Source organism: Kitasatospora sp. NPDC001540, assembly GCF_042894345.1.
GTDB classification, from domain to species: Bacteria; Actinomycetota; Actinomycetes; order Streptomycetales; family Streptomycetaceae; genus Kitasatospora; species Kitasatospora phosalacinea_C.
This window is the reverse complement of record NZ_JBIAVO010000013.1, coordinates 1-19,849: the sequence shown is the minus strand read 5'-3', so window position 1 is coordinate 19,849 and position 19,849 is coordinate 1. Positions and strand designations below refer to the sequence as shown.

General features: G+C 74.4%; 15 protein-coding genes and 1 pseudogene. 8 read left to right on the top strand and 8 right to left on the bottom strand.

The features are described from left to right. Nucleotides 1–151: 151 nt before the first annotated feature. The 3 genes and pseudogenes from ACFY00_RS17430 to ACFY00_RS17420 form a co-directional block, all read right to left on the bottom strand. Nucleotides 152–1,243: pseudogene (locus ACFY00_RS17430) on the bottom strand (BTAD domain-containing putative transcriptional regulator); the annotation flags it as partial. 311 nt (nt 1,244–1,554) lie between these two features. Beyond that, nucleotides 1,555–4,428: an FG-GAP repeat domain-containing protein gene (locus ACFY00_RS17425; protein ID WP_388032323.1), complete on the bottom strand. Its 2,874-nt coding sequence runs from the start codon at nt 4,426–4,428 to the stop codon at nt 1,555–1,557. Then, nucleotides 4,428–6,971, bottom strand: a complete 2,544-nt coding sequence (locus ACFY00_RS17420) for a S8 family serine peptidase (protein WP_388032321.1) — start codon at nt 6,969–6,971, stop codon at nt 4,428–4,430. Before ACFY00_RS17420 ends, ACFY00_RS17425 begins: the two co-directional genes overlap by 1 nt. Nucleotides 6,972–7,185: 214 nt before the next feature. On the opposite strand from ACFY00_RS17420, the gene ACFY00_RS17415 reads away from it, so the two are divergent. Beyond that, nucleotides 7,186–7,755 carry a DUF4232 domain-containing protein gene (locus ACFY00_RS17415; RefSeq protein WP_388032319.1) on the top strand — a complete coding sequence of 190 codons (570 nt, stop codon included), beginning with the start codon at nt 7,186–7,188 and terminating at the stop codon, nt 7,753–7,755. 4 nt (nt 7,756–7,759) lie between these two features. On the opposite strand, the gene ACFY00_RS17410 is transcribed toward ACFY00_RS17415, so the two are convergent. After that, nucleotides 7,760–8,893 carry an NlpC/P60 family protein gene (locus tag ACFY00_RS17410; protein WP_388032317.1) on the bottom strand — a complete coding sequence of 378 codons (1,134 nt, stop codon included), beginning with the start codon at nt 8,891–8,893 and terminating at the stop codon, nt 7,760–7,762. 208 nt (nt 8,894–9,101) lie between these two features. Between ACFY00_RS17410 and ACFY00_RS17405 the strand changes: the two genes are divergently transcribed. The 5 genes from ACFY00_RS17405 (at nt 9,102) to ACFY00_RS17385 (ending at nt 14,859) form a co-directional block, all read left to right on the top strand. Next, nucleotides 9,102–10,682: an FMN-binding glutamate synthase family protein gene (locus tag ACFY00_RS17405; protein ID WP_388032500.1), complete on the top strand. Its 1,581-nt coding sequence runs from the start codon at nt 9,102–9,104 to the stop codon at nt 10,680–10,682. A 28-nt stretch (nt 10,683–10,710) separates the two neighbouring features. Then, entirely contained in the window at nt 10,711–12,438 is a 1,728-nt protein-coding gene (locus ACFY00_RS17400; protein WP_388032315.1) for a thiamine pyrophosphate-dependent enzyme, read from the top strand. A gap of 60 nt (nt 12,439–12,498) precedes the next feature. Next, on the top strand, nt 12,499–13,233 hold the full coding sequence (locus tag ACFY00_RS17395) for a class I SAM-dependent methyltransferase (protein WP_388032314.1): 735 nt from the start codon (nt 12,499–12,501) through the stop codon (nt 13,231–13,233). A gap of 24 nt (nt 13,234–13,257) precedes the next feature. After that, nucleotides 13,258–13,626, top strand: coding sequence for a VOC family protein (locus tag ACFY00_RS17390; protein ID WP_388032313.1), 369 nt, complete (start codon nt 13,258–13,260; stop codon nt 13,624–13,626). A 108-nt stretch (nt 13,627–13,734) separates the two neighbouring features. After that, complete coding sequence (locus tag ACFY00_RS17385) at nt 13,735–14,859, top strand: universal stress protein (protein WP_388032311.1); 1,125 nt, start codon at nt 13,735–13,737, stop codon at nt 14,857–14,859. Nucleotides 14,860–14,985: 126 nt separating this feature from the next. Here ACFY00_RS17385 and ACFY00_RS17380 read toward each other — a convergent pair whose 3' ends face one another. Then, complete coding sequence (locus tag ACFY00_RS17380) at nt 14,986–15,117, bottom strand: hypothetical protein (protein ID WP_388032309.1); 132 nt, start codon at nt 15,115–15,117, stop codon at nt 14,986–14,988. On the opposite strand from ACFY00_RS17380, the gene ACFY00_RS17375 reads away from it, so the two are divergent. Beyond that, nucleotides 15,118–15,531 (top strand): sortase domain-bontaining protein, encoded by a 414-nt coding sequence (locus ACFY00_RS17375; RefSeq protein ID WP_388032307.1) that lies wholly within the window; start codon nt 15,118–15,120, stop codon nt 15,529–15,531. Here ACFY00_RS17375 and ACFY00_RS17370 read toward each other — a convergent pair. Continuing rightward, the gene (locus ACFY00_RS17370) at nt 15,503–15,889 is read right to left on the bottom strand and encodes a DUF6221 family protein (protein WP_388032305.1); all 387 of its coding nucleotides are present in this window, start codon (nt 15,887–15,889) and stop codon (nt 15,503–15,505) included. The two genes, ACFY00_RS17375 and ACFY00_RS17370, sit on opposite strands and share 29 nt — an antisense overlap. A 364-nt stretch (nt 15,890–16,253) precedes the next feature. Between ACFY00_RS17370 and ACFY00_RS17365 the strand changes: the two genes are divergently transcribed. Beyond that, entirely contained in the window at nt 16,254–16,979 is a 726-nt protein-coding gene (locus ACFY00_RS17365) for a carbohydrate-binding module family 20 domain-containing protein (protein ID WP_388032303.1), read from the top strand. 103 nt (nt 16,980–17,082) lie between these two features. Here ACFY00_RS17365 and ACFY00_RS17360 read toward each other — a convergent pair whose 3' ends face one another. Then, a complete protein-coding gene (locus tag ACFY00_RS17360; RefSeq protein WP_388032301.1) occupies nt 17,083–19,227 on the bottom strand; it encodes a hypothetical protein in 2,145 nt (714 codons plus the stop codon). Nucleotides 19,228–19,493: 266 nt separating this feature from the next. Next, nucleotides 19,494–19,849, bottom strand: a 356-nt coding sequence (locus ACFY00_RS17355) for a transposase (RefSeq protein WP_388032299.1), incomplete at its 5' end; no start/stop codon positions are given.

Sequence of the window (19,849 nt, the reverse complement as noted above, 5' to 3'; positions counted from 1 at the left end):
CGGCGAGTTCCTGGCGGAGCAGCACGGCGACGGCGCGGCGGCGGGCGTCGCCGTCGGGGAGTTCCTCCTCGCGGTAGGTGGCGAGGAAGCGCAGCGGGGTGCGTCGGTCGTGGGCGCGCCGGGCGAGGTGGCCGAGGAGTTGGTAGGAGCCGGTGTCGGCGGCGTGCAGGTCGTCGAGGACGACCAGGACGGGGCGGGTGGCGGCGAGGTCGCCGAGCAGGGCGGCGCCGGCCCGGAAGAGGCGGTCGCGTTCTTCCTCGGGGCTGCGGGCGGCGCCGGTGGGCACCTGGCCGAGCGAGGGCAGGAAGGCGGCGAGTTCGGGGTACTCGGCGCCGACCCGGGCCCGTTCGGCGGGGTCGTGCTCGGCGAGCCAGCCGTCGAGGGCGGCGGCGAAGGCGCCGTAGGGGGTGTGGTCCTCGGCGTCCTGGCCGCTGCCCCACAGGACGGCGGTGCCGTCGGCGGCGGCGCGGCGGGCGGCTTCGACGGCGAGGCGGGTCTTGCCGATGCCCGCTTCGCCGGTGAGCAGCCGGACGGGGGGTCCGGCGGGGTCGAGCAGGCGGCCGAGTTCGTCCTCCCGGCCGTGCAGCCGGGCGGGGGCGGCGCTGCGCAGCCGGGCGGGGAGGGCGGTGGCGGCGGGTGCGGGTGCGGGGGCGGCGGCGAGGGCGGCGCGGTGCAGGCGTTCGGTCTCGGGGCCGGGGCGGATGCCGAGTTCGGCGTCGAGCGCTTCGCGGCACTGGTGGTACTGGCGCAGGGCGCGGCGGCGCTGTCCCTGGCGCAGGCAGGCGTCGATGAGCAGGCGGTGGGCGAGTTCCTCGGCGGGGCTGGTGGCGAGGACCTGTTCGGCGCAGGCGGCGGCGTCCTCGGGGCGGTCCTGGTCGAGGTGGGCGGCGGCGAGCCGGAGCAGGAGTTGTTCGCGCAGCCGGTCGAGCCGGGTGCGGCGGGCCTCGGCCCAGTGCGCGTAGCGGTCCTCGGGGAGCAGTTCGCCGGTGAACTGGCGTATGGCGTCCGCGAGTCGGTCGACGCGTCCGTCGGCGAGGGCGTCCTCGGCGGCCTGTTCGGCGTGGTCGGCGTCGATCCAGACGGCGGCGGGGTCGAGCAGCAGCAGCCCGCCGTCGGCCTTGAGGTAGGACGAGGCGGCGCGGGGGGCGAGTTCGGGTTCGAGGGCGTGCCGGGCGGCGTGCAGGGCGACCCGGAGGCTGCCCGCGGCGGCGGCGGGGTCGGCGTCGGGCCAGCAGGTCTCCATGGCCTGTTCGCGGTGCAGCCGGTGGCCGGGGGTGACGGCGAGCAGCTTGACCAGGGCGCGGGCGCCGGGGCGGGGCCAGCGTTCGGCCAGCGGCGGCCCGTCGTCGCGGGCCGCCCGGAATCCGTCGAAGAGGTAGAGGCGCAGCATGGGGGGTGGTGCGGTGTCCGTCCGGTTTGTCTCTCGTGCGCCCATAAGGCCGGTAAGAGTACACGAACGAGCCGAGCACCCCACAGGCGGGAGCCTGTGGGGTACCGGCCCTTTACCCGTTCGGACCGTTCTGCGGACGTCCGGTGAAGGGGCTCAAAGGGGGCTCAGGAGAGCTTGAACGTCGTCATCCGGTGGATGCCGGTGTCGATCGACAGCACGCCGCCGCCGAGCAGTTCGGCCGCCCGGTTGACGCCGAGGGCGTCGAAGTTGAGCGAGACCATCTCCTCCTTGCCGTCGCCGTCCAGGTCGACCGCGAGGTAGTTGCGGCCGCCGCGGGCGTTGCCGAGGCCGGTCGCGGCGTGGAAGACGCCGCCGTCGCCGATGAAGGCCGGGTCGTAGGCGGCGACGCCGCCCTCGACGCCGCCGACGACGAGCTTCTTGCCGTCCGGGCCGGTGACGAACTGCGCGGTGCGCAGCGGCGCGGTGGTGGAGGTGCGCCGGTCGTCGCCGCCCGCCAGGAACTGGCGCAGCGTGCCGAAGCTGACCAGGTTGAGGCCGTCGCCGTCGTCGCCGGTGAAGAAGTCGCCGTGCGACCAGGGGCTGCCGGAGACGAACTGGTGGAGCAGTGCGCCGGTGCGCCCGTCGCGGATCTCCACGATGACGGCCGGGGTGGCGGCGGCGTCGCTGCCGCTGCCCGACGGGTCGACCCGGGCGATCCAGGTGTGCACGACGGCGTGGCCGTCGGCGTACGGGATCTTCGGCGAGGCGAACACGGCGTGGTCGAGCAGCGCGCCGTACAGCTTGCGGCCGGCGGCCTGGGCGGGCGCCACGGGGTCGGCCTGCCAGAGCACGGTGCCCTTGGCGGCGTCCAGGGCGACGCCGTTCTGCACGGAGTCGGTGCGCTGGATGGCGCCCAGACCGGCGTACTGGACGTGCACCCGGCCGTCGGCGACCACCGCGTCGGAGAACACCACGTCACCGGAGCCGGCCGGGGCGCCGTACGTCCACAGCGGGGTGCCGTCGCCGCGGTAGGCGCGCAGCGCGTCCGTCGGCACCAGGATCTCGGACTTCCCGTCGCCGTCCAGGTCGGCCAGCGTCACCGAGCGGACGTATTTGCCGCCGCCGTCGACGGTGGCGAGCACCTGGCCGGTGCGGCCGTCCAGGACGACGGTGGCGGTGTCGGCGGCGACCACCACCTCGGGCTTGCCGTCGCCGTTGACGTCGCCGGTGGCGACGGCGTGCACCTCGCCGGGGACGGTGGCCCGCCACAGCTGCTCGGGGGTGCCGGTGAGCAGCGAGGGGCCGGACCAGGCCCAGACGCCGTCGGAGTTGCCGCCCGCGACGACGTCCTGGCTGCCGTCGCCGTCCAGGTCGGTGGCGGCGGCGTAGTTCAGGTCGCCCTGCAGCGGGGTGAGGCTCTTCTGCTTGCCGTTGCCGAGGTTGTAGGTGTGGACGTTCTGCTGCTGGTCGACGGTGCGCACCACGCCCCCGTCGACCTGCTGCAGGCGCGGCGAGGCGCCGGTGCCGTTGACCTGCCAGCGGACCTTGCCGCTGCCGTTGTAGGCGGTGACCGCGCCGTAGCGCAGGCCGGAGACGTTGGCGGCGCCCTCGACGTCGCGGCCGTCCTGGGAGGTGGCGATCAGCGAGCCGTCGACCGTGTCGAGCTGCCAGGTGCTGGGGCCGTCGCCGCCCGCGGTGGCGCGCTTGGTGGTGGAGGTCCAGCGGACGGTGGAGCCGTCGCCCTCCAGGACCCGGACGGTGCTGGAGTTGATGTACATGCCGGGGTCGAGGGTGTCCTCGGCCACGGCGTACTCGGCGCCCCCGTTGCCGCCCAGGTCGCCGACGGTGAACGCGGTGGGCAGGACGTTGACCCGGGTGTCGAGCACCGTGCGGGCGCCGTCGGCCAGGTCGTAGGCGACCACCGAGTACGCCACCTGCTGGGTGTAGTCGGGCTGTTCGACGGCCACCAGGCGCCCCCGGCCCGCGTCCAGGCGCAGTTGGCGGCCGTACCGGTCGCTGTCGGTCCGCCAGCCGAGCGAGCCGTCGGCGGTGTCCAGCACGAAGGTGGTGCCGCGCCCCGCGGCGGTGGTGGTGCCGCGCCGGTCGAAGGAGACCGCGACCTTGCCGCCGCCGAGGTCGACCAGGTCGCCCCAGGACGCCGTGCCGCTCTCGCCGGTGTCGTACGTCCAGGTGGCGGCCGGGGTCAGCTTGCCGTCGGCGTGGGTGAACCTGATGCCGGTCAGGGTGGCGGTGGCGGTGCGCGGGGCGCCGGTGTTGTCGCGCGGGGCGTCGGAGACCAGCAGGGTGCCGTTGACGACCCGGACGAGGGTGGTGGAGGCGTACAGCTTCGACCACAGGGTCTTGCCGGTCGAGCCGTCCAGCACGGTGACGAAGGAGCCGTAGGTCAGCGCGGAGCCGGGCGAGGTGAACGGCCGGTAGGGGTTCCGGCCGACCGAGGCGGCGATCACCAGGTCGGGCACGCCGTCACCGGTGAGGTCCGCGGTGTCGTAGCCCTTGACGGCGTCGCCGCCGAACGGGGTGAAGGGGTTGTAGGCGACCGGGATGTGCGCCGGGTACGGCTCGGTGTCCCACGGCCGCAGCGGCGTGACCTGCCAGTCGGCGTACAGCGAACCGTTGGTGCGGGCCCAGGCGGTGGAGCCGTCGGCCTTGTGCAGCTGGACGTTGCCGAGGCTGTGCACGGTGAAGTAGCTGCCGTCGGAGCCCGCCGGGACGGTGGCGGCGATGCCGCGCACGCCCTCCAGGGCGGAGGCGGCGGTGAAGGTGACGGGCGCGTGGGCGTCCAGGTGGCTGCCGGTGGCGGTGCCGTCCGCGGGGGCGGTCTCGGCGCTGTCGGTGGCGGCGGCCCGCGGGTAGGCGTCGGCGCTCAACCGGGCGCCCAGCTCCTCGACCTGCCGGTCCGTCAGCTTGATCACGCCGTCGGTCCCGTCGGCGGCCAGCGCGTACGGGGCGGCGGTCAGCGCCAGGCCCGCGGCGACCAGGCCGGAGGCGAGCCGGAGGGCTCTGCGGTGGGTGGTCATCACTTGGCTCCCTGGGTGAAGCGGATCGCCGAGCCGTTGGTCAGGACGGCCTGGTCGAAGGAGTACTGGAGGGCGTCGGTGCCGGCCTGGTTCTCGACGCCGACGGTGGCGCCGGAGCCCGCCCCGGGCACGTTCTGGTACTGGAAGGTGATGGCCCCGGTGGCCTCGTCGAACAGCACCTCGAAGCTGACCCGCTTCGAACTGTCGGAGACCAGCGGGACGTTGTCCCAGACCACGGCGAAGGTGCGGGTGCCCGCGGTGCCGGTGGTGGCGGTGGTGACGGTGGCCTTCTTGTCGATCGTCAGGTCGTCCCAGAACGGGGCGACGACGCCGTTCGGCTTGTAGGCGGTGGGCAGCGCGGTGTTGGCGTAGTCGCCGATCCGCGGCTCCAGGAAGTTGACCAGGCCGTCGGTGGTGACGGCGGCGCTGGTGTACTTGACGCCGTAGTACGTCACCGGGAACGGCAGGCTGACGGTCTTGGCGTCCTCGTCGCCGCTGAGCGCGACCCTGCTGCTGCCCTTGACCCAGCTGTACGCGGTCGGGGCGCAGCTGGTGCCGGAGTTGTCGGTGCGGGCCGGGGTCCGCACGGTCTTCCTGACGTCCGCGGCGACGGCCAGCGGGCCGGTGAACACGCCGTTGCAGAGCACCGGTCGGGCGGGCTCGACGGTCAGCGTGTAGCTGCCCTCGGCGACCTCGCCCAGGTCGTACGAGCCGTCCTGGCCGGAGACCACGGAGGCGACGGGGGTGCCGGTGAGCTCGACGACGGCGCCCGCGAGCGGCTTGCCGGTGACGTCCAGGACGGTGCCGGTGACGGCGTGCGTCGGCACGGCGGTCATCGCCAGCGGGACGGTCTGCGGCTGCCCGGCGGCGACCGTCAGGCCCTTGAGCTCGAAGGTCGCGTAGCCGTACCCGGAGGCGGTGATGTCGTAGCTGCCGGGGGCCAGCGCGAGGCGGTAGGAGCCGTCGGGGGCGGTGGTGACGGTGCGGGTGCCGGTGGCGTCCGAGCTGATCTTGACGGTGATGCCCCCGAGCGGGGCGCCGGTCGTCCGGTCGGTGGCCTTGCCGGTGATGTTCACGGCGGTGTGCGGGGCCAGGTCGACGGACTTGAGGATGTCGAGCCTGCCCTCGCCCCAGACGTTGTTCATGCCCGCGGTGCCGCCGCAGTGGGTGTCGTCGACGTCCCGGGCGCCCTGGTTCAGCAGCGCGCGGGTGCCCTCGATGTCACCGATCAGGCTGGGCGCGGCGGACCACAGCAGCGCGGCCGCGCCGGCCACGTGCGGGGTGGCCATCGAGGTGCCGGACTCCGCCATGTACTGCGAACCCGGCCAGGTGGAGCGGACGTTGACGCCGGGGGCGGAGATGTTCGGCTTGGCCGAGCCGTCCACCAGGGACGGGCCGAAGCCGGAGAAGTTCGCGATCCTGCCGTTCGCGTCGTACGCGCCGACGCCGTAGGACGGGGCCTGCGAGCCGGGGGCGTGCGCGGTGGAGCAGGTGGCGCCGTCGCCGTCGTTGCCCGCCGCGAAGGCCTCGAAGATGCCCGCGGAGTTCCAGGCCTCGACGATGTCCTGGTAGAAGGTGGTGTCGCCGCCGCCCCAGGAGTTGTTGACGATGTTGGGCGCCAGGTCGGGCCGCGGGTTGTCGCCGTTGTGGTCGGTCGGCGCCAGGATCCACTGGCCGGCCTTCAGCAGGTACTCGTCCGAGCACTGCGAGGACTCGCAGCCCTTGGCGGCGATCCACTTGGCGTTCGGGGCGACGCCGATGCCGTTCCTGCCGACCATGGTGCCCATGGTGTGGGTGCCGTGGCCGTTGTTGTCGCACGGGGTGCTGGGGGTGGCGCAGTTCCCGGTCGGGTCGTAGAAGTTGTAGTCGTTGGTGAAGGTGCCGTCGCCGTTGTTGCCGCGGTAGTCGGCGACCAGGTCCGGGTGGTCGTACTGCACGCCGGAGTCGACGTTGGCGATCACGATGCCCTCGCCGCGCACGCCGTACTGCGACCACACCTGGTCGGCCTCGATGTCCTTCACGCCCCACTCGGGCGTGCCGTCGCCCGCGTCGGTGGAGCCGGTGGCCGACAGCTGCACGTCGTCCATGTGGTACGTCTGCGCCTTGACGATCTTCTGCACGTCGTCGCGCCTGGCCAGCTTGGCGACCAGCTTGGCGTCGCCGGTGACCTGGACGGCGTTGGCGATCCAGTAGTCCTGGTGGCCGACCTTCTGCTCGTCCAGGAACTTCTTCAGCGCGCCCTGGCTGCGCCGCGCGGTGTCCCGCAGCTCCTGGTAGGCGGCCTCGGCCCGCTCGGCGTGCGAGCCCTTGCCCTTGGACGTGCCCAGGTCGGCGCGGTCCTTCAGCACCACGAAGAAGGTGGCGTCCTGACCCCCCGCCACCGCGCCGGTCAGGGCCGGGTCCACCTGGACGGTGGCGGAACCGGACGGGGTGGGGGCGGCGGCCAGCGCGGTGGGCGGCGCAGCGGTGAGGCCGGCCGTCACGGTCAGTGCGGCAGTGGCCCAGAGAGCCGTTCTGCGCCGGTTCTGTCGGGGCAGGTGCATCGGGGGGTCCTCCAGGGGGGAGCAGGATGCCCCGAAGGTAGGGAGCGGCCGTTACTGCGGAATTACAGGCTCCGCGGCCGCCGCCCGCGGGCGTTGATCCGATGTTGATCGGCCTGCGCCAGCATGGCCGCACCGCCGGGCCGGGAACGCCTCCCGGCCCGCTCTCACCGGCCCCCGCCGCCCGGGCCGCCGAACCACGAGTGGGACCACCGCCATGCCCCTGCGCCGCCTGCCCGCCGCCGTCCTGCTGCCCGCCCTCGGCCTCGCCCTGACCGCCTGCGCGGAGGCGGCCCCCGCCGCCCCGCTCCCGGCCGCGCCCGCCGCCCTGCCGCACCCGCCCGCCGCCACCGCCGCCACCGCCGCCACGGTGATCCCGGTGGAGGCGGTGCGCGACGGCAGCGGCCGCTGCACCGCCGACGACCTGCGGGCCACCGTCAGCGCGCCGCCCGGCGAACGGGCCACCGAACGGATCGAACTGACCAACCTCGGCCCGGCGCCCTGCACCATGACCGGCTACCCGCAGGTCGACCTGCTCAGCGACACCGGCACCTGGACCCTGCCCCGCAGCCCGGCCTCCCCCGTCCGCACCGTCACCCTGCCGCCCGGCGGCACCGCCCGCGTCGTCATCGACTACCGGCCCCGCGGCACCGACGGCCGCCCCGAGTTCAAGGTCACCGGCATCGCCCTGACCCCGCCCGGCGGCACCGGCCGCCTGGTCTTCCACTGGGAGGGCGCCAACCCCCGCGCCGAGGACGGCGCCGCCGTCCGCCCGGTGGCGCCCTGAACCGTCAACTCCGGTTCGCGGGCGCGGCGAACGGGGACGGAGCGGGCTGCGGCAGGGCGGGCGGGGCGGCCTCCGGCGGCGCGGCCTCCGGCGGGGCGTCCGGGTCGGGGCGGACGGCGCCCAGGACGGGCAGCATGGCGAGGGGGGCGAGCTTGACCACGGTGCCGGTGTGCGGGGCGTGGACGACGGTGCCGCCACCCAGGTAGAGGGCGACGTGGCCGGCGTCCGCGTGGTAGATGACCAGGTCGCCGGGGCGCAGGTCGCGCAGGGCGACGTGGCGCAGTCCCGCCCACTGCTGCTGGCTGGTGCGCGGGATCGGGACGCCGGCCGCCTGCCAGGCCTGCGAGGTGAGGCCGGAGCAGTCGTAGGCGTCCGGTCCGGTGCCGCCCCACAGGTACGGTTTGCCGCGCTGGGCGAGCGCGAACTCGACGGCCCGGCGCCCGGCCGCGGAGGCTCCGCCGCCGGGGCCCGCGGCGAGCAACTGCCGGGCGGCGCCGTCGGCGAGGGCGTTCTCAAGCTGTTCCAGCCGGCCGAGCTGCTCGGCGGTGGCGGCGGCGAGCAACTGCCCGGTGCGGGCGGCGGTGTCCTCGGCCCGCTCCAGCGAGCGCCGGGCCTCGTTCGCGGCGTCGGACGCCGACCTCTCGGCCCGCGCGGCCTGTTCGGCGAGCCGCGCCATCCGGTCGCGGGCCTCGCGCAGGTCGCGCAGGACGGTGGCGGCGCTGCGCGAGTCGGCGGCGGCGTGCTGCCGTCGGTCGAGGAAGTCCTCGGGGCCGTCGGAGAGGAACAGCCGGGCCAGCGAGCCGAGTCCGCCGCTGCGGTACTGCTCGGAGACCAGCCGGGCCGCTTCCGATTCGGCCTCGTCGAGCCGGGCGCGCTGTTCGCCGACCTGCCGGGCGGCGTCCGCCGAGAGCTGTCGGCGCCGCGCCAACTCCCCCGCTGCGGCGGTGTAGTTCTGCTCGGCGGTCTCGGCGGCGTGCCGGGCCTCCTCGACGTCCCCGACCAACCGGTCGAACCCGGCCTCCGCCCCGGCGGGGGGCGCCGGGGCGGGCTCGGCGGCGGCCGGAACCACCGGTGCCAGCAGGAGGGTTGCCACCAGCAGGGCCGCGGCCCGCCAGGATCGGGGTGTGCCACGGGACACCTGTCCACCGCCCTCGGTCTGATGATCGGAAGCCACGGTCACTCTGGCACCCGCCCCCACCCGCCCCGGGGACCTCGCCCCCGGGAAGCCCCACACTCACCCGCGCGGCCCAGCCCCGGCAGGCCGACCTCGCTCGGCCGCGGTCCCGGCGAGCCGGGTCCGCGGCCGGTGCCTTGGACGGGGCGATCCGGGTTAGACGGCGGCCGTGCTGAGATTCCTGTGGGTGGTCTGGTGGGTGTGCGGGGCGGCGGCGGCCGCGGTGGTGGCGGCGACGGTGTCGCCGTACTGGTGGTTCCTGGCGCTGCCGCTGCTGGCGCTGGCGGTGCTGGCGGTGTGGGACGTGCTGCAGCGACGGCACTCGGTGCTGCGCAACTACCCGCTGCTGGGCCACCTGCGGTTCGTCCTGGAGGCCGTCCGGCCCGAGGTGCAGCAGTACTTCGTGGAGCGCAACGTGGACGGCCGCCCGTTCGACCGGGACGTCCGGAGCATCGTCTACCAGCGGGCCAAGGGCACCGACGCCGAGGAGCCCTTCGGCACCGAGCTGGACGTGTACGAGCCCGGCCGGGAGTTCCTCGTCCCGTCGCTGGCCCCGGTCGCGGTGCCCGAGCGGGCGCCCCGGGTGCGGATCGGCGGGCCGGACTGCACCCGGCCGTACGACATGGCGCTGCTGAACGTCTCCGCGATGAGCTTCGGCTCGCTGTCGGCCAACGCGGTGCTGGCCCTGAACGCGGGCGCGGCGCTGGGCGGTTTCGCCCACGACACCGGTGAGGGCGGCCTGTCGGAGTACCACCTGCGACCGGGCGGCGACCTGGTCTGGGAGCTGGGCACCGGCTACTTCGGCTGCCGCACCCGGGACGGCGGCTTCGACCCGGCGCAGTTCGCCGAGAAGGCCGCCCACCCGCAGGTGAAGTGCGTGTCGCTGAAGCTCGGTCAGGGCGCCAAGCCCGGCATCGGCGGGGTGCTGCCCGGTCCGAAGGTCAACGCCGAGATCGCCCGGGTGCGCGGCGTGCCGCAGGGCGAGACGGTCGTCTCGCCGCCGTACCACCGGGTCTTCTCCACCCCGCGCGAACTGGTGCTCTTCCTGGCCCGGCTGCGGGAGCTGGCGGACGGCAAGCCGGTCGGCTTCAAGCTGTGCGTCGGCTCCCGGCGGCAGTTCCTGGCGGTGTGCAAGGCGATGCTCGCGGAGGGCGTCACCCCCGACTTCATCGTGGTGGACGGCGCCGAGGGCGGCACCGGCGCGGCCCCGCTGGAGTTCGCCGACCACGTCGGGATGCCGCTCACCGAGGGCCTGCTGACGGTGCGCGACGCGCTGCTGGGCACCGGGCTGCGGGAGCGGATCAGGATCGGCGCCAGCGGCAAGGTCGCCACCGGCAGCGACCTGGTGAAGCGGCTGGTGCAGGGCGCGGACTACACCAACGCGGCGCGCGCCATGATGTTCGCGCTCGGCTGCATCCAGGCGCAGCGCTGCCACACCAACACCTGCCCGGTCGGCGTGGCCACCCAGGACCCGCGCCGGGCCCGGGCCCTGCACGTGGGCGACAAGTCGCAGCGGGTCGCCCGCTACCAGGAGGCGACGGTCCGCAGCGCCCTGCAGATCATGGCGGCGATGGGCGTGGACGACCCGGCCGACCTGCACCCGGAGATGCTGCGCCGCCGCCTGGACCAGCGGACGGTGCGCTCGTACGCGGAGCTGCACCCGTCGATGGCGCCGGGCCGCCTGCTGGCGCAGCCGCCGCGGTCCTGGGCGCGCGACTGGCACCAGGCCGACCCCGACCGCTTCACCGTCTGACCCCCCGTTCCCCGAGGAGGAGTTACCCGTGGCACGTACCGTGGCCCGCGTGATCGTCGACGCCCTGCGGGAGTTGGAGGTCCGGCACGTCTTCGGCGTGGTCGGCGACGCCCTGAACCCGTTGACGGACGCCATCCGCACCACCGAGGGCATCGAGTGGGTCGGCTGCCGGCACGAGGAGGCGGCGGCCTTCGCCGCCGGTGCCCAGTCGCAGCTGTCCGGGAACCTGGGCGTGTGCATGGGCACCGTCGGCCCCGGCTCGGTGCACCTGCTGAACGGCCTGTACGACGCGGCGAAGAGCCGCACGCCGGTGCTGGCCGTCGCCGGGCAGGTGCCGTCGGTGGAGATCGGCGGCGACTACTTCCAGGAGGTCGACAACGACCTGCTGTTCCGGGACGTCGCGGTGTTCCGGGCCACCGTCTCCTCCCCCGACCAACTGCCCCGGCTGCTGGAGGCGGCGGTGCGCGCGGCGCTGGCCGAACGCGGTGTGGCGGTGCTGACCGTACCCGGCGACCTGGGCGACCGGGAGTTGACCGACGACCGCCCGGCGCGCTTCCCGCGCACCCGCCCGGTGACCCGTCCCGACGACGAGGGCGTGCGGCGGGCCGCGGAGCTGATCAACGCCGGGGAGCGGGTGACCCTGCTGGTGGGCCGGGGTGCCCGGGGCGCGGGTGCGCAGGTGCGGGAGCTGGCCGAGCGGCTGGCGGCGCCGATGGTGCTGACCCTGAAGGCCAAGGAGGGCTTCGAGGACGACAACCCGTACCAGGTCGGCCAGACCGGCCTGATCGGCAACCCGGCGGCCGCGCACGCCCTGTCCTCCTGCGACACGCTGGTGCTGCTCGGCACCGACTTCCCGTACCGCGACTGGTACCCGGAGGGCTGCCGGACCGTGCAGGTCGACCTGGACGAGCGCCACCTCGGCCGCCGCACCCCGGTCGACGTCGGCCTGGCGGGCGACACGGCCGCCACCCTGGCCGCACTGCTGCCGCTGCTGGAGGCCGTCGAGGACCGTTCGCACCTGGACGCGGCCGTGCGGCGCTTCGCCGACTGGCAGGAGGGCCAGCGCAAACTGGCCGACACCCGGCACGACCGCCGCCTGCTGGGCCGGTTGCGCAGCGCGTTCGACAACCGGGACGGCGACGTCCGCCCGGAGGCGCTCGCGGCGGCGGTGGACGCGGCGGCGGCCGACGACGCGGTGTTCACCTCCGACACGGGCATGGCGACCGTCTGGCTGTCGCGCTTCGTGACGATGCGCGGCGGACGGCGACTGCTGGGCTCCTACAACCTGGGCTCGATGGCCAACGCCATGCCGCAGGCCCTGGGCGCCCAACTGCTGTACCCGCAGCGGCAGGTGGTGGCGTTCTGCGGGGACGGCGGGCTGAGCATGCTGCTGGGCGACCTGATGACGATCAGGACGCACCGGCTGCCGGTGAAGCTGGTGGTGTTCGACAACCGGCGGCTCGGCATGGTCAAGCTGGAGCAGGAGCAGTCGGGGCTGCCGGAGTTCGGCACCGAGTTGGACAACCCCGACTTCGCGGCGGTGGCGACGGCGCTGGGCCTGACCGGCATCCGGGTCACCGGCCCGGACGAGCTGGCGGACGGCGTCCGGCGGGCCTTCGAGACGCCCGGACCGGTGCTGCTGGACGTGCTGACCAACCCGCAGGAGATCGCCGTCCCGGCGGAGCCGACCGTCGGGCAGGGCTGGGGCTTCGCGATCGCGAAGGTCAAGGAGACGCTGCGCAGCCATGGTGAGTGACCCGCGCTCCCCCGCGCGGCCGGACGCCGTGGACCGGCCCGGTGCGGCAGGGTGGGCGGCATGAGCGCGCCGGAGGAGACCGACTACGCCGTCAGTTCCGAGTTCTACGACCTGTTGCAGGCGGAGCCCGACCGGCGGCGGGCGCAGCGGTGGTTCGCCGCGGCGGCGGGCCGGGCCCGGCACGGGATCGTCGACTTCGGCGCGGGCACCGGGATCGTCACCCAGGTGCTGCTGGAGTCCTCGGGCGTGCCGGTGCACGCCGTCGAACCGGCGGCGGCCATGCGGACGGTGCTGATGTCCCGGGCGGCGGCGCTCGGCGCGGACCGGCGGGCCCGGCTGACGGTCCACCCGGGCCGGGCCGAGGACGCCGGGCTGGACGCGGTCGCCGACCTGGCCGTCGCCGCCAACGTGGTGGGGTGCGTGGAGCCGGCGGCCCGGCGCGCCCTGTGGCGGGCGGCGGCCCGGGCCCTGGTGCCCGGCGGGGTGCTGCTGTTCGACCCGCCGCCGAGCGCGGTCCCGGACGGGGTCGAGGACCTGGCCGGTCTCGGCCCGGTCCGGATGGGCGCGGACAGCTACCGGGCGGAGGTGACCCGGGTGCCCGACCGCGGGGTGCTGCGGATGGTCTTCGACTACCGGGTGGAACGGGCGGGCCGACCGGTGCGCAGCGTCCGGGAGGAGTTCCCGATGTGGCCGGCCGAGGCCGCCGCGCTGGCGGCGGAGGCCGCGCAGGAGGGCCTGGAGTTCGTCGCGGCCCCGCTCCCGGAGCTGCTGGCGGCCCGCCGCCCGCTCCGCTGAGCCGGAGTCGGGGATGATGGACGCATGCTGACGATGGGTTCGGTGGTGCTGGGCGTGGCGGACGTGCCGCGGGCGGTGGCGTTCTGGACGGCCGCGCTGGGGTACGTCCCGCGCGGGGACGGCGACGAGCGGTGGGCGGTGCTGCTGCCGCCGCACGAGGGCGGGGTTCAGTTGGCGCTGGGCCGCAGCACGAGCCCGGTCCAGGAGCACCCCCGGGTGCACCTGGACCTCTACGCGAAGGACGCCGCAGACCAGGCCGCCGAGGTGGAGCGGCTGGTGGCGCTGGGGGCCCGGCGGGTGGAGTGGGACAGCTACCCGCCGGCCCCGGACTTCGTGGTGCTGGCCGATCCGGACGGCAACCGCTTCTGCGTGATCGACACCGCGCACGGCTGACGCCCCCCGCCTCTCGCCGCCGGACACCCGGCCCGGCATGCCCGCCGCTCCCCGGGGTAGCCGCCCGACGCACGGGCGGCAGGGCGCCGTCCGGTGCGAGAAGGGGACGTGACCGACGTGACCGACGTAACCGACGTGACCATGACGCAGAAGATCGTGAGCGGGTACGACGGCTCCCCGCAGTCCCGGGCCGCCGCGCGCTGGGCGGCCGCGGAGGCCGAACGGCGCGGCGCGGAGCTCACCCTGCTGCGGGTGTGGCCCTGGCTGGGCCCGGCGGACCCGGAGGGCCCGGCCGCGGATCCGGTCCAGCAGGCCGAGCACGAGGACCTGGAGGCGCTCGCCGCGGACGTCCTGGCCGCCCATCCCGACCTGGTGGTGACCACCCAGGCCGCCGCGGGCGACGCGGCCGACATGCTGGTCGAGGCCGCCGCCCACTACGACCTGGCCGTCCTCGGCTCCCAGGGCCCGGGCGCCGTCGCCGACCTGCTGGGCAACTCGGTGGCCCTCGCGGTCGCAGCCCGCGCCGCCTGCCCGGTCGTCCTGGTCCGGGAGCACCCCGCCGACCGGGACGCCCAGCCCGCCGTGACCCCGGACACCCGGTCGGCGGCGGCCGCGGCACCCGCGCCGGACGGCGCCCTGGCCGCCCCGCCCGCGCCGGACGCCCTGGCGGCCGTCCCGACCGCCACGACCGTCCCGACCGTCCCGGCCGCCGGGGCGGCCACCACCGTGGTCGCCGATCCCGTGACCACCGAGCCCGTGACCGCCGAACCGGTCGCCCCGTCCGTCGTTCCGCCCGTCGCGGCGCTGGAGCGGCCGGAGATCGTGGTCGGGCTGTCGGGCGAATCCTCGCTGCCCGCCGTCGAGTTCGCGCTCGCCGAGGCGTCCCGCTCGGGCGGCCGGGTGCGGGCGGTGCACGGGTGGGACATGGTGCCGCTGCTGGCGGCCGCGCCCGGCTGGCTGCCGCCGGACCCGGACGCCGACCGCCAGAACGAGCGGATCGAGGCCGACCTGGACCAGCTCCTGGCCCCCGCCCGGGCCGCCCACCCGGACGTCGAACTGCAGGTGGAGGCGCACCTCGGCGGCGCCGCGGGCGCCCTGGTCGCCGCGGCCGAGCACGCGGACCTGCTGGTCCTGGGCCGCCACCCGCACCTGTTCGGCAGCCGCCTCGGTACGGTCGTCCACGCCGCCGTCCACCACAGCACCGCCCCGGTGGTGCTGGTCCCGCACGACTGACCGGCCCGCACCCCCTTCCCGCTCCGCCCTCCCGGAAGAGCCACCGCAGCCCCGGGAGGGCGGCCCCATGCGCAACCGCCCCGCTCAGCGGACCGGTCGGCCCCGCCCGCGCACCTTCACCCCGGCTCACCGGGCGAACAGCTCGCGGTCCCCCTCCCGCCCCGCAGCGACCACGTTGACCGGCCGGGAGCGGTACGCGGGGGCCGGCAGCCCGGACGGGACGCAGGCGGTGACGGTGCACCGGGCGGCGTCGACCACGTGGACCTCCTCGTACGCCCCGGCCGGCAGGTGGACGAACTCCTCCGCTCCGGCCCCGCAGCGGGCCGGTCGCGGCGGGCAGCAACCCGGCGAACAGCACCGGCCGGTCGTGGACCGGCAGCCGCCGCGCGCCGCAACGGCCACGGCGAACCGTTCCGCTACCTGAACCGCCTCGAACCCGGCGACCTGGTCGTGCTGCGCACCCCCACGGCCGTCCACACCTACGCCCTGGACCGCGAACTCCCCGAGACCGACGCCGACAACTACGCGGCCCTCGACCCCGTCCCCGCCCAGGCCGACTACACCTCCCCCGGCCACTACCTCACCCTGACCACCCGCACCCCCGAGTTCACCTCCCTGCACCGCCTGGTCCGGTGGGGTCACCTCACCGCCACCACCCCGCCCAGCGACTGACGCCCCGTCGCGGGGCGGCACCGCTCACCGCTCCGCGCCCCGGGGCCGGGGGCCGGGGGCGCCACTCCTCGCGGTAGCCGGGGGCGTCGTCGTAGATCTGGGCGAGCAGCCGGACCGCCTCGCCGAGACCGGCGGCCCGGCCCGCCTCGAAGTCCGCACCGGCGGGGACCGCGCCCGACGGGTCGAGGTGGGCGACCGACGCGTAGAGGTCGGCGACCGCGTGCACCGTGTCGATCATCGGGATGGTGCTGCCGAGGATCACGTCGGTGCCCGGGGGAGCGAGCGAGGTGATCATCACGACGTTGTGCACGTCCTCGTCGAGTCTCGCCCGCAGGAACGGGACGGGGTCGTCATTCATGGCGGCCATCCTGCCCGACGGCCTCCCGACGGCGGGCGGCAGGACCCGGGGCGCGGAGGTGCACGCTCGGCCCGCCCGGACTGAAAAGTTTTGCGCCATCTTGCAGCAAGGGTTTTCATTACGTCCGGGTGTCGCCCGACGCACCGGCGGATGTCCGCGGCATCAACCCGGCCGCCACCCTGCTGGCAGGCCAGCCCGAAGGCGCTCCATCCACTTCTTGAAGGCAAAGGCTCGGCAAGGCCCGAATGATGACCTGAACTTGATGCCAACCGAGCAGCACCGGCCGCTCTTCCGTTGATTTCGTGTTGTGATCAACGGGCGCTGACGCCCCGTCAGTGCCGACGGAGAAGAGACGGGAACACCCATGACCACCGCACCGCCCCGCACCACGGCCACCGCCTGGTGGCGTCCGCTGCTGCTCGTGGCCGCCCTGCTGACCGGGTTGTTCGTCGCCGCCGCACCGGCCGGCGCGGCCACCGCCGAGGCGACCATATCGGTCACGGTCTCCGCCGTGACCAACCCGGGCGACACCGTCCTGATCAGCGGTAACACTGCGCAGTTGGGCAACTGGGACCCGGCCGCGGCCGTCCCGCTGCACACCACCGCCCAGACGCACCCGTCCTGGACCGGCTACGTCCAGGTCATCCAGGGCACCACCGCGCAGTACAAGTTCCTGATCCGCAGCAGCACCGGGGCCGTGACCTGGGAGAGCGTCCCCAACCGCTCGGTGACCGCCTCGACGACCACCATCACCGCGATCAACGACCGCTGGAACGTCGGCAGCGGCGCGCCGGTCGCCGCGACCTTCCGCGTCGCCGCCACCACCGCCTACGGACAGAACGTCTACCTGACCGGCAACCTGGCCGAGCTCGGCGGCTGGAACCCGGCCGCCGCCGTCCCGCTGACCACCGGCTCCGGCAGCTACCCGACCTGGACCGCCGCCCTGCAGCTGCCGCCCAACACCCCGGTCGAGTACAAGTACCTGATCAAGAACCCCGACGGCAGCGTGGTCTGGGAGGGCGGCGCCAACCGCACCGTGACCACCCCGCCCACCGGCACCTTCACCGCCGCCGACACCTGGCGCCCGTAGCCCCGGGCCACCGACCGCCCGGCCCCGGACGCTGGCGTCCGGGGCCGGGCGGTCGGCCGTGGGTGGCCGCGGGTGGCCGCGGGTGGCCGCGGGCGGGGTTGGCTTACGGGTAGGCGACCACGTTGACCGGGACGGTCCCCGACGGGGTGACGCCTCCGGTGTCGTTGATGACGTGGGAGATGGTGCCCTGGTAGCCGAGCGAGACGGTGAGCACGTCGTGGAACTTCACGCCCGCCGCGTTCGGCACCTCGAAGGCGTGGTACGCGTTCACGGCCGGGTTGGCGTTGAAGTAGCAGTAGCTGCCCAGGCCCCAGGCCTCGTGGCTGGTGACGCCGGTGCCGACCTTGTAGGCGGCGTAGCCGTTCACGCCGGTCGGTGAGATCCAGGCGGCCTGGTTGGGCACGTCGTACGGCATCTCGTTCTGGAAGAAGATCGTCCGGCCGCCCTGGCCGTTCCAGGTGACCTCGTACTTCTGGTAGTGCTCGACGAACAGGCCGGTCGCCAGGACGTTGTTGCCGTTGACGACCACGCCGTTGTCGGCGGTGTTGACCGTCCAGCCGACGGTGCCCGCGTTGCCGTGGTCGGCGCGCCAGGCCCAGATGTGGTCGACGATCGTGTTGTTGCTGTTGACGACCAGGCTGGTGGTGGCCTTGCCCGCGACCTCGCCGCCGATCCGGAAGAACACGTCCTGGATCGTGGTCGGGTCGGTGGCGTGGCTGGCGGTGGAGCCGGTGGCGCCGACGGTCAGCAGGGCGGCCGACCGGGTGGTGCCCGCGTCGAAGAGCAGGCCCTTGAGGCGGACGCCGTCGACGTCGGCGACCTGCATCGCGTTGACGCCGTTGTCGGGGACGAAGGTCGGGTAGCCGATGCCGAGGACCACGGTGTCGGCCCGGGTCACGTTGAGGGTCTGGTTCAGGTGGTAGACCCCGGGGGTGACGAACAGGTTGCAGCCCTGGGAGAGCGCGTTGTTGATGCTCGCGGCGGTGTCCCCGGCCTTGACCACGTAGAACCGGCTCATCGGCAGCGAGCTGCCCGGGGTGCTGCCGGACGCCCAGCTGGGGCCGGTGGCGTTGGTGCGCAGGCTGGGCAGGAAGACCCGGTACCGGCCGGAGCCGTCGACGTACAGGTAGGGGACGTCGCGGGAGACCGGGGTGGTGGCCAGCGTGGTCTCCGGGGGGTTGGGGAAGGTGTTCGCCGGGGCGCCCTGGACGCCGGAGAAGACCATGTTCCAGACCCCGCCGTCCCAGCTGCCGAGGCTGCTGTCGCGGGTGTACCACTGCTGCTGCGAGATCGAGGCGGCCTGCCCGGTGACCTTGGTGTCGGCGACGTAGCCGCCGCTGGCCCAGCCGTAACTGGCCGGGTACAGCGCCAGGTTGCCGTGCACGTCGATCCGGCGGAACGGGGCGGCCTGGGCGACCGCCCAGCGGTTGGTGCCGCCGCCGGGGTTGATCGCCAGGTTCTCGGCGGAGCGCCAGAAGTTCTGGGTGGCGTTGCCCGCGTCGGAGGCGTTGAAGGCGTCGACGGTGATGTTGCCGTTGATGGTGACGTCGTCGGGGTTCTGGCCCAGGCCCGCGACCGAGGTGTAGAAGCCGACGTTGTCGTTGACGTTGTAGGTGCCGGGCTTGAACAGGTCGGCGACCCGGTTCTCGGAGAACTGGGCGCTCTGGGTGTCCTTCAACTGGTTGAAGTGGGCGTCCAGTTGGGACTGGATGGTGGCGCTGGACATGCTCGGGTCGTAGACGTGCACGTTGGGCCCGAAGTCGGGGGTGTCGGACTGCGCCGGGCAGCTGGTGCCGCCACCGGAGGTCGTGGGAGTGGGAGTGGGCGTCGGCGTGGGACTGGTGCCGGTGCTGCCCATGGTGAAGGTGAAGTGCGGGCTGTCGTACTGCGGCCCGCTCTTCTCGTAGGTGAACCAGTACTCGACGGCGTTGCCGGTGGCGAGCGAGCTGACGGTCCAGGTCCAGGTGCCCGAGGCGTTGGTCATCCGGACGTTCTGCTGGTTCGCCCCGTTGACCAGGTAGTGGAGGTCCACGTAGAGCGCGGGCGTGGTCGGAGTGAACGCGATCTTCAGCTGGGTGGCGTTCAGCTGGGTGGCGCTCTGCGTGTAGTCGGCCGCGGCGGACGCGGGGCCGGCGGTGGCGGCCAGGCCGAGCAGGGCGGCGAGGGTCAGCGCCACCGCGGTGAGCAGGGCGAGGACACGGGGGCGGGGGCGGGGGTGGGGGTGGGAGAGGGCGGTCGTCCTTCGCATGGGGGTCCTCTCGTCTGGCTTCGCAAAGTGAACGCCAGGCCGAAGCGGGGGAAGGGGTGGTGTCGCCTTTCTGCGGGGCCCGGTCGGTCGAGACCGATTGAGAGCGCTCTCTGAGCCCGTACGGAAGTGTTGGGGCGGTGAAGGCTCACCGTCAAGTAGCGCGCAGCCTTCACCTCTCGAAGGCAAGGACCCCCCCTGGACTCTAAACAGTCAGCTGTGTACGTTTAAGGGGTCATCGCAGAGCAGAAGGAATCTCAATGATCGTGTCAAGCCGTCTGCGTGACCGGCGGGGTGGGGGTGAAGAGCCTCTTGTCACGCAGCATCGCCCACAGCACGTCGACCCGGCGGCGCGCGAGCGCGAGCAGGGCCTGGGTGTGCAGCAGCCCTTCGCCGCGTTTCTTGAGGTAGTAGTCCCGGGACGGGCCTGGCCGCATCATGGCGGTCTGGGCGGCCAGGTAGAAGATGTGCCGCAAGCGCCGGTTGTAGCGCTTGGGCCGGTGGTAGTTGCCGGTGCGGCGGCCGGAGTCCCGGGCGACCGGGGCCAGGCCGGCGTGGGATGCCAGGCGGCCGGCGTCCAGATAGCCGGACAGGTCGCCCACGATGGCGACGAACTCGGCGCCGA

What these genes read in the sequence shown, in the direction of transcription:
- ACFY00_RS17425 (WP_388032323.1), bottom strand. Translation starts at nt 4,428, where the DNA reads ATGACCACCCACCGCAGAGCCCTCCGGCTCGCCTCCGGCCTGGTCGCC.
- ACFY00_RS17420 (WP_388032321.1), bottom strand. Translation starts at nt 6,971, where the DNA reads ATGCACCTGCCCCGACAGAACCGGCGCAGAACGGCTCTCTGGGCCACT.
- ACFY00_RS17415 (WP_388032319.1), top strand. Translation starts at nt 7,186, where the DNA reads ATGCCCCTGCGCCGCCTGCCCGCCGCCGTCCTGCTGCCCGCCCTCGGC.
- ACFY00_RS17395 (WP_388032314.1), top strand. Translation starts at nt 12,499, where the DNA reads ATGAGCGCGCCGGAGGAGACCGACTACGCCGTCAGTTCCGAGTTCTAC.
- ACFY00_RS17390 (WP_388032313.1), top strand. Translation starts at nt 13,258, where the DNA reads ATGCTGACGATGGGTTCGGTGGTGCTGGGCGTGGCGGACGTGCCGCGG.
- ACFY00_RS17370 (WP_388032305.1), bottom strand. Translation starts at nt 15,889, where the DNA reads ATGAATGACGACCCCGTCCCGTTCCTGCGGGCGAGACTCGACGAGGAC.
- ACFY00_RS17365 (WP_388032303.1), top strand. Translation starts at nt 16,254, where the DNA reads ATGACCACCGCACCGCCCCGCACCACGGCCACCGCCTGGTGGCGTCCG.
- ACFY00_RS17360 (WP_388032301.1), bottom strand. Translation starts at nt 19,227, where the DNA reads ATGCGAAGGACGACCGCCCTCTCCCACCCCCACCCCCGCCCCCGCCCC.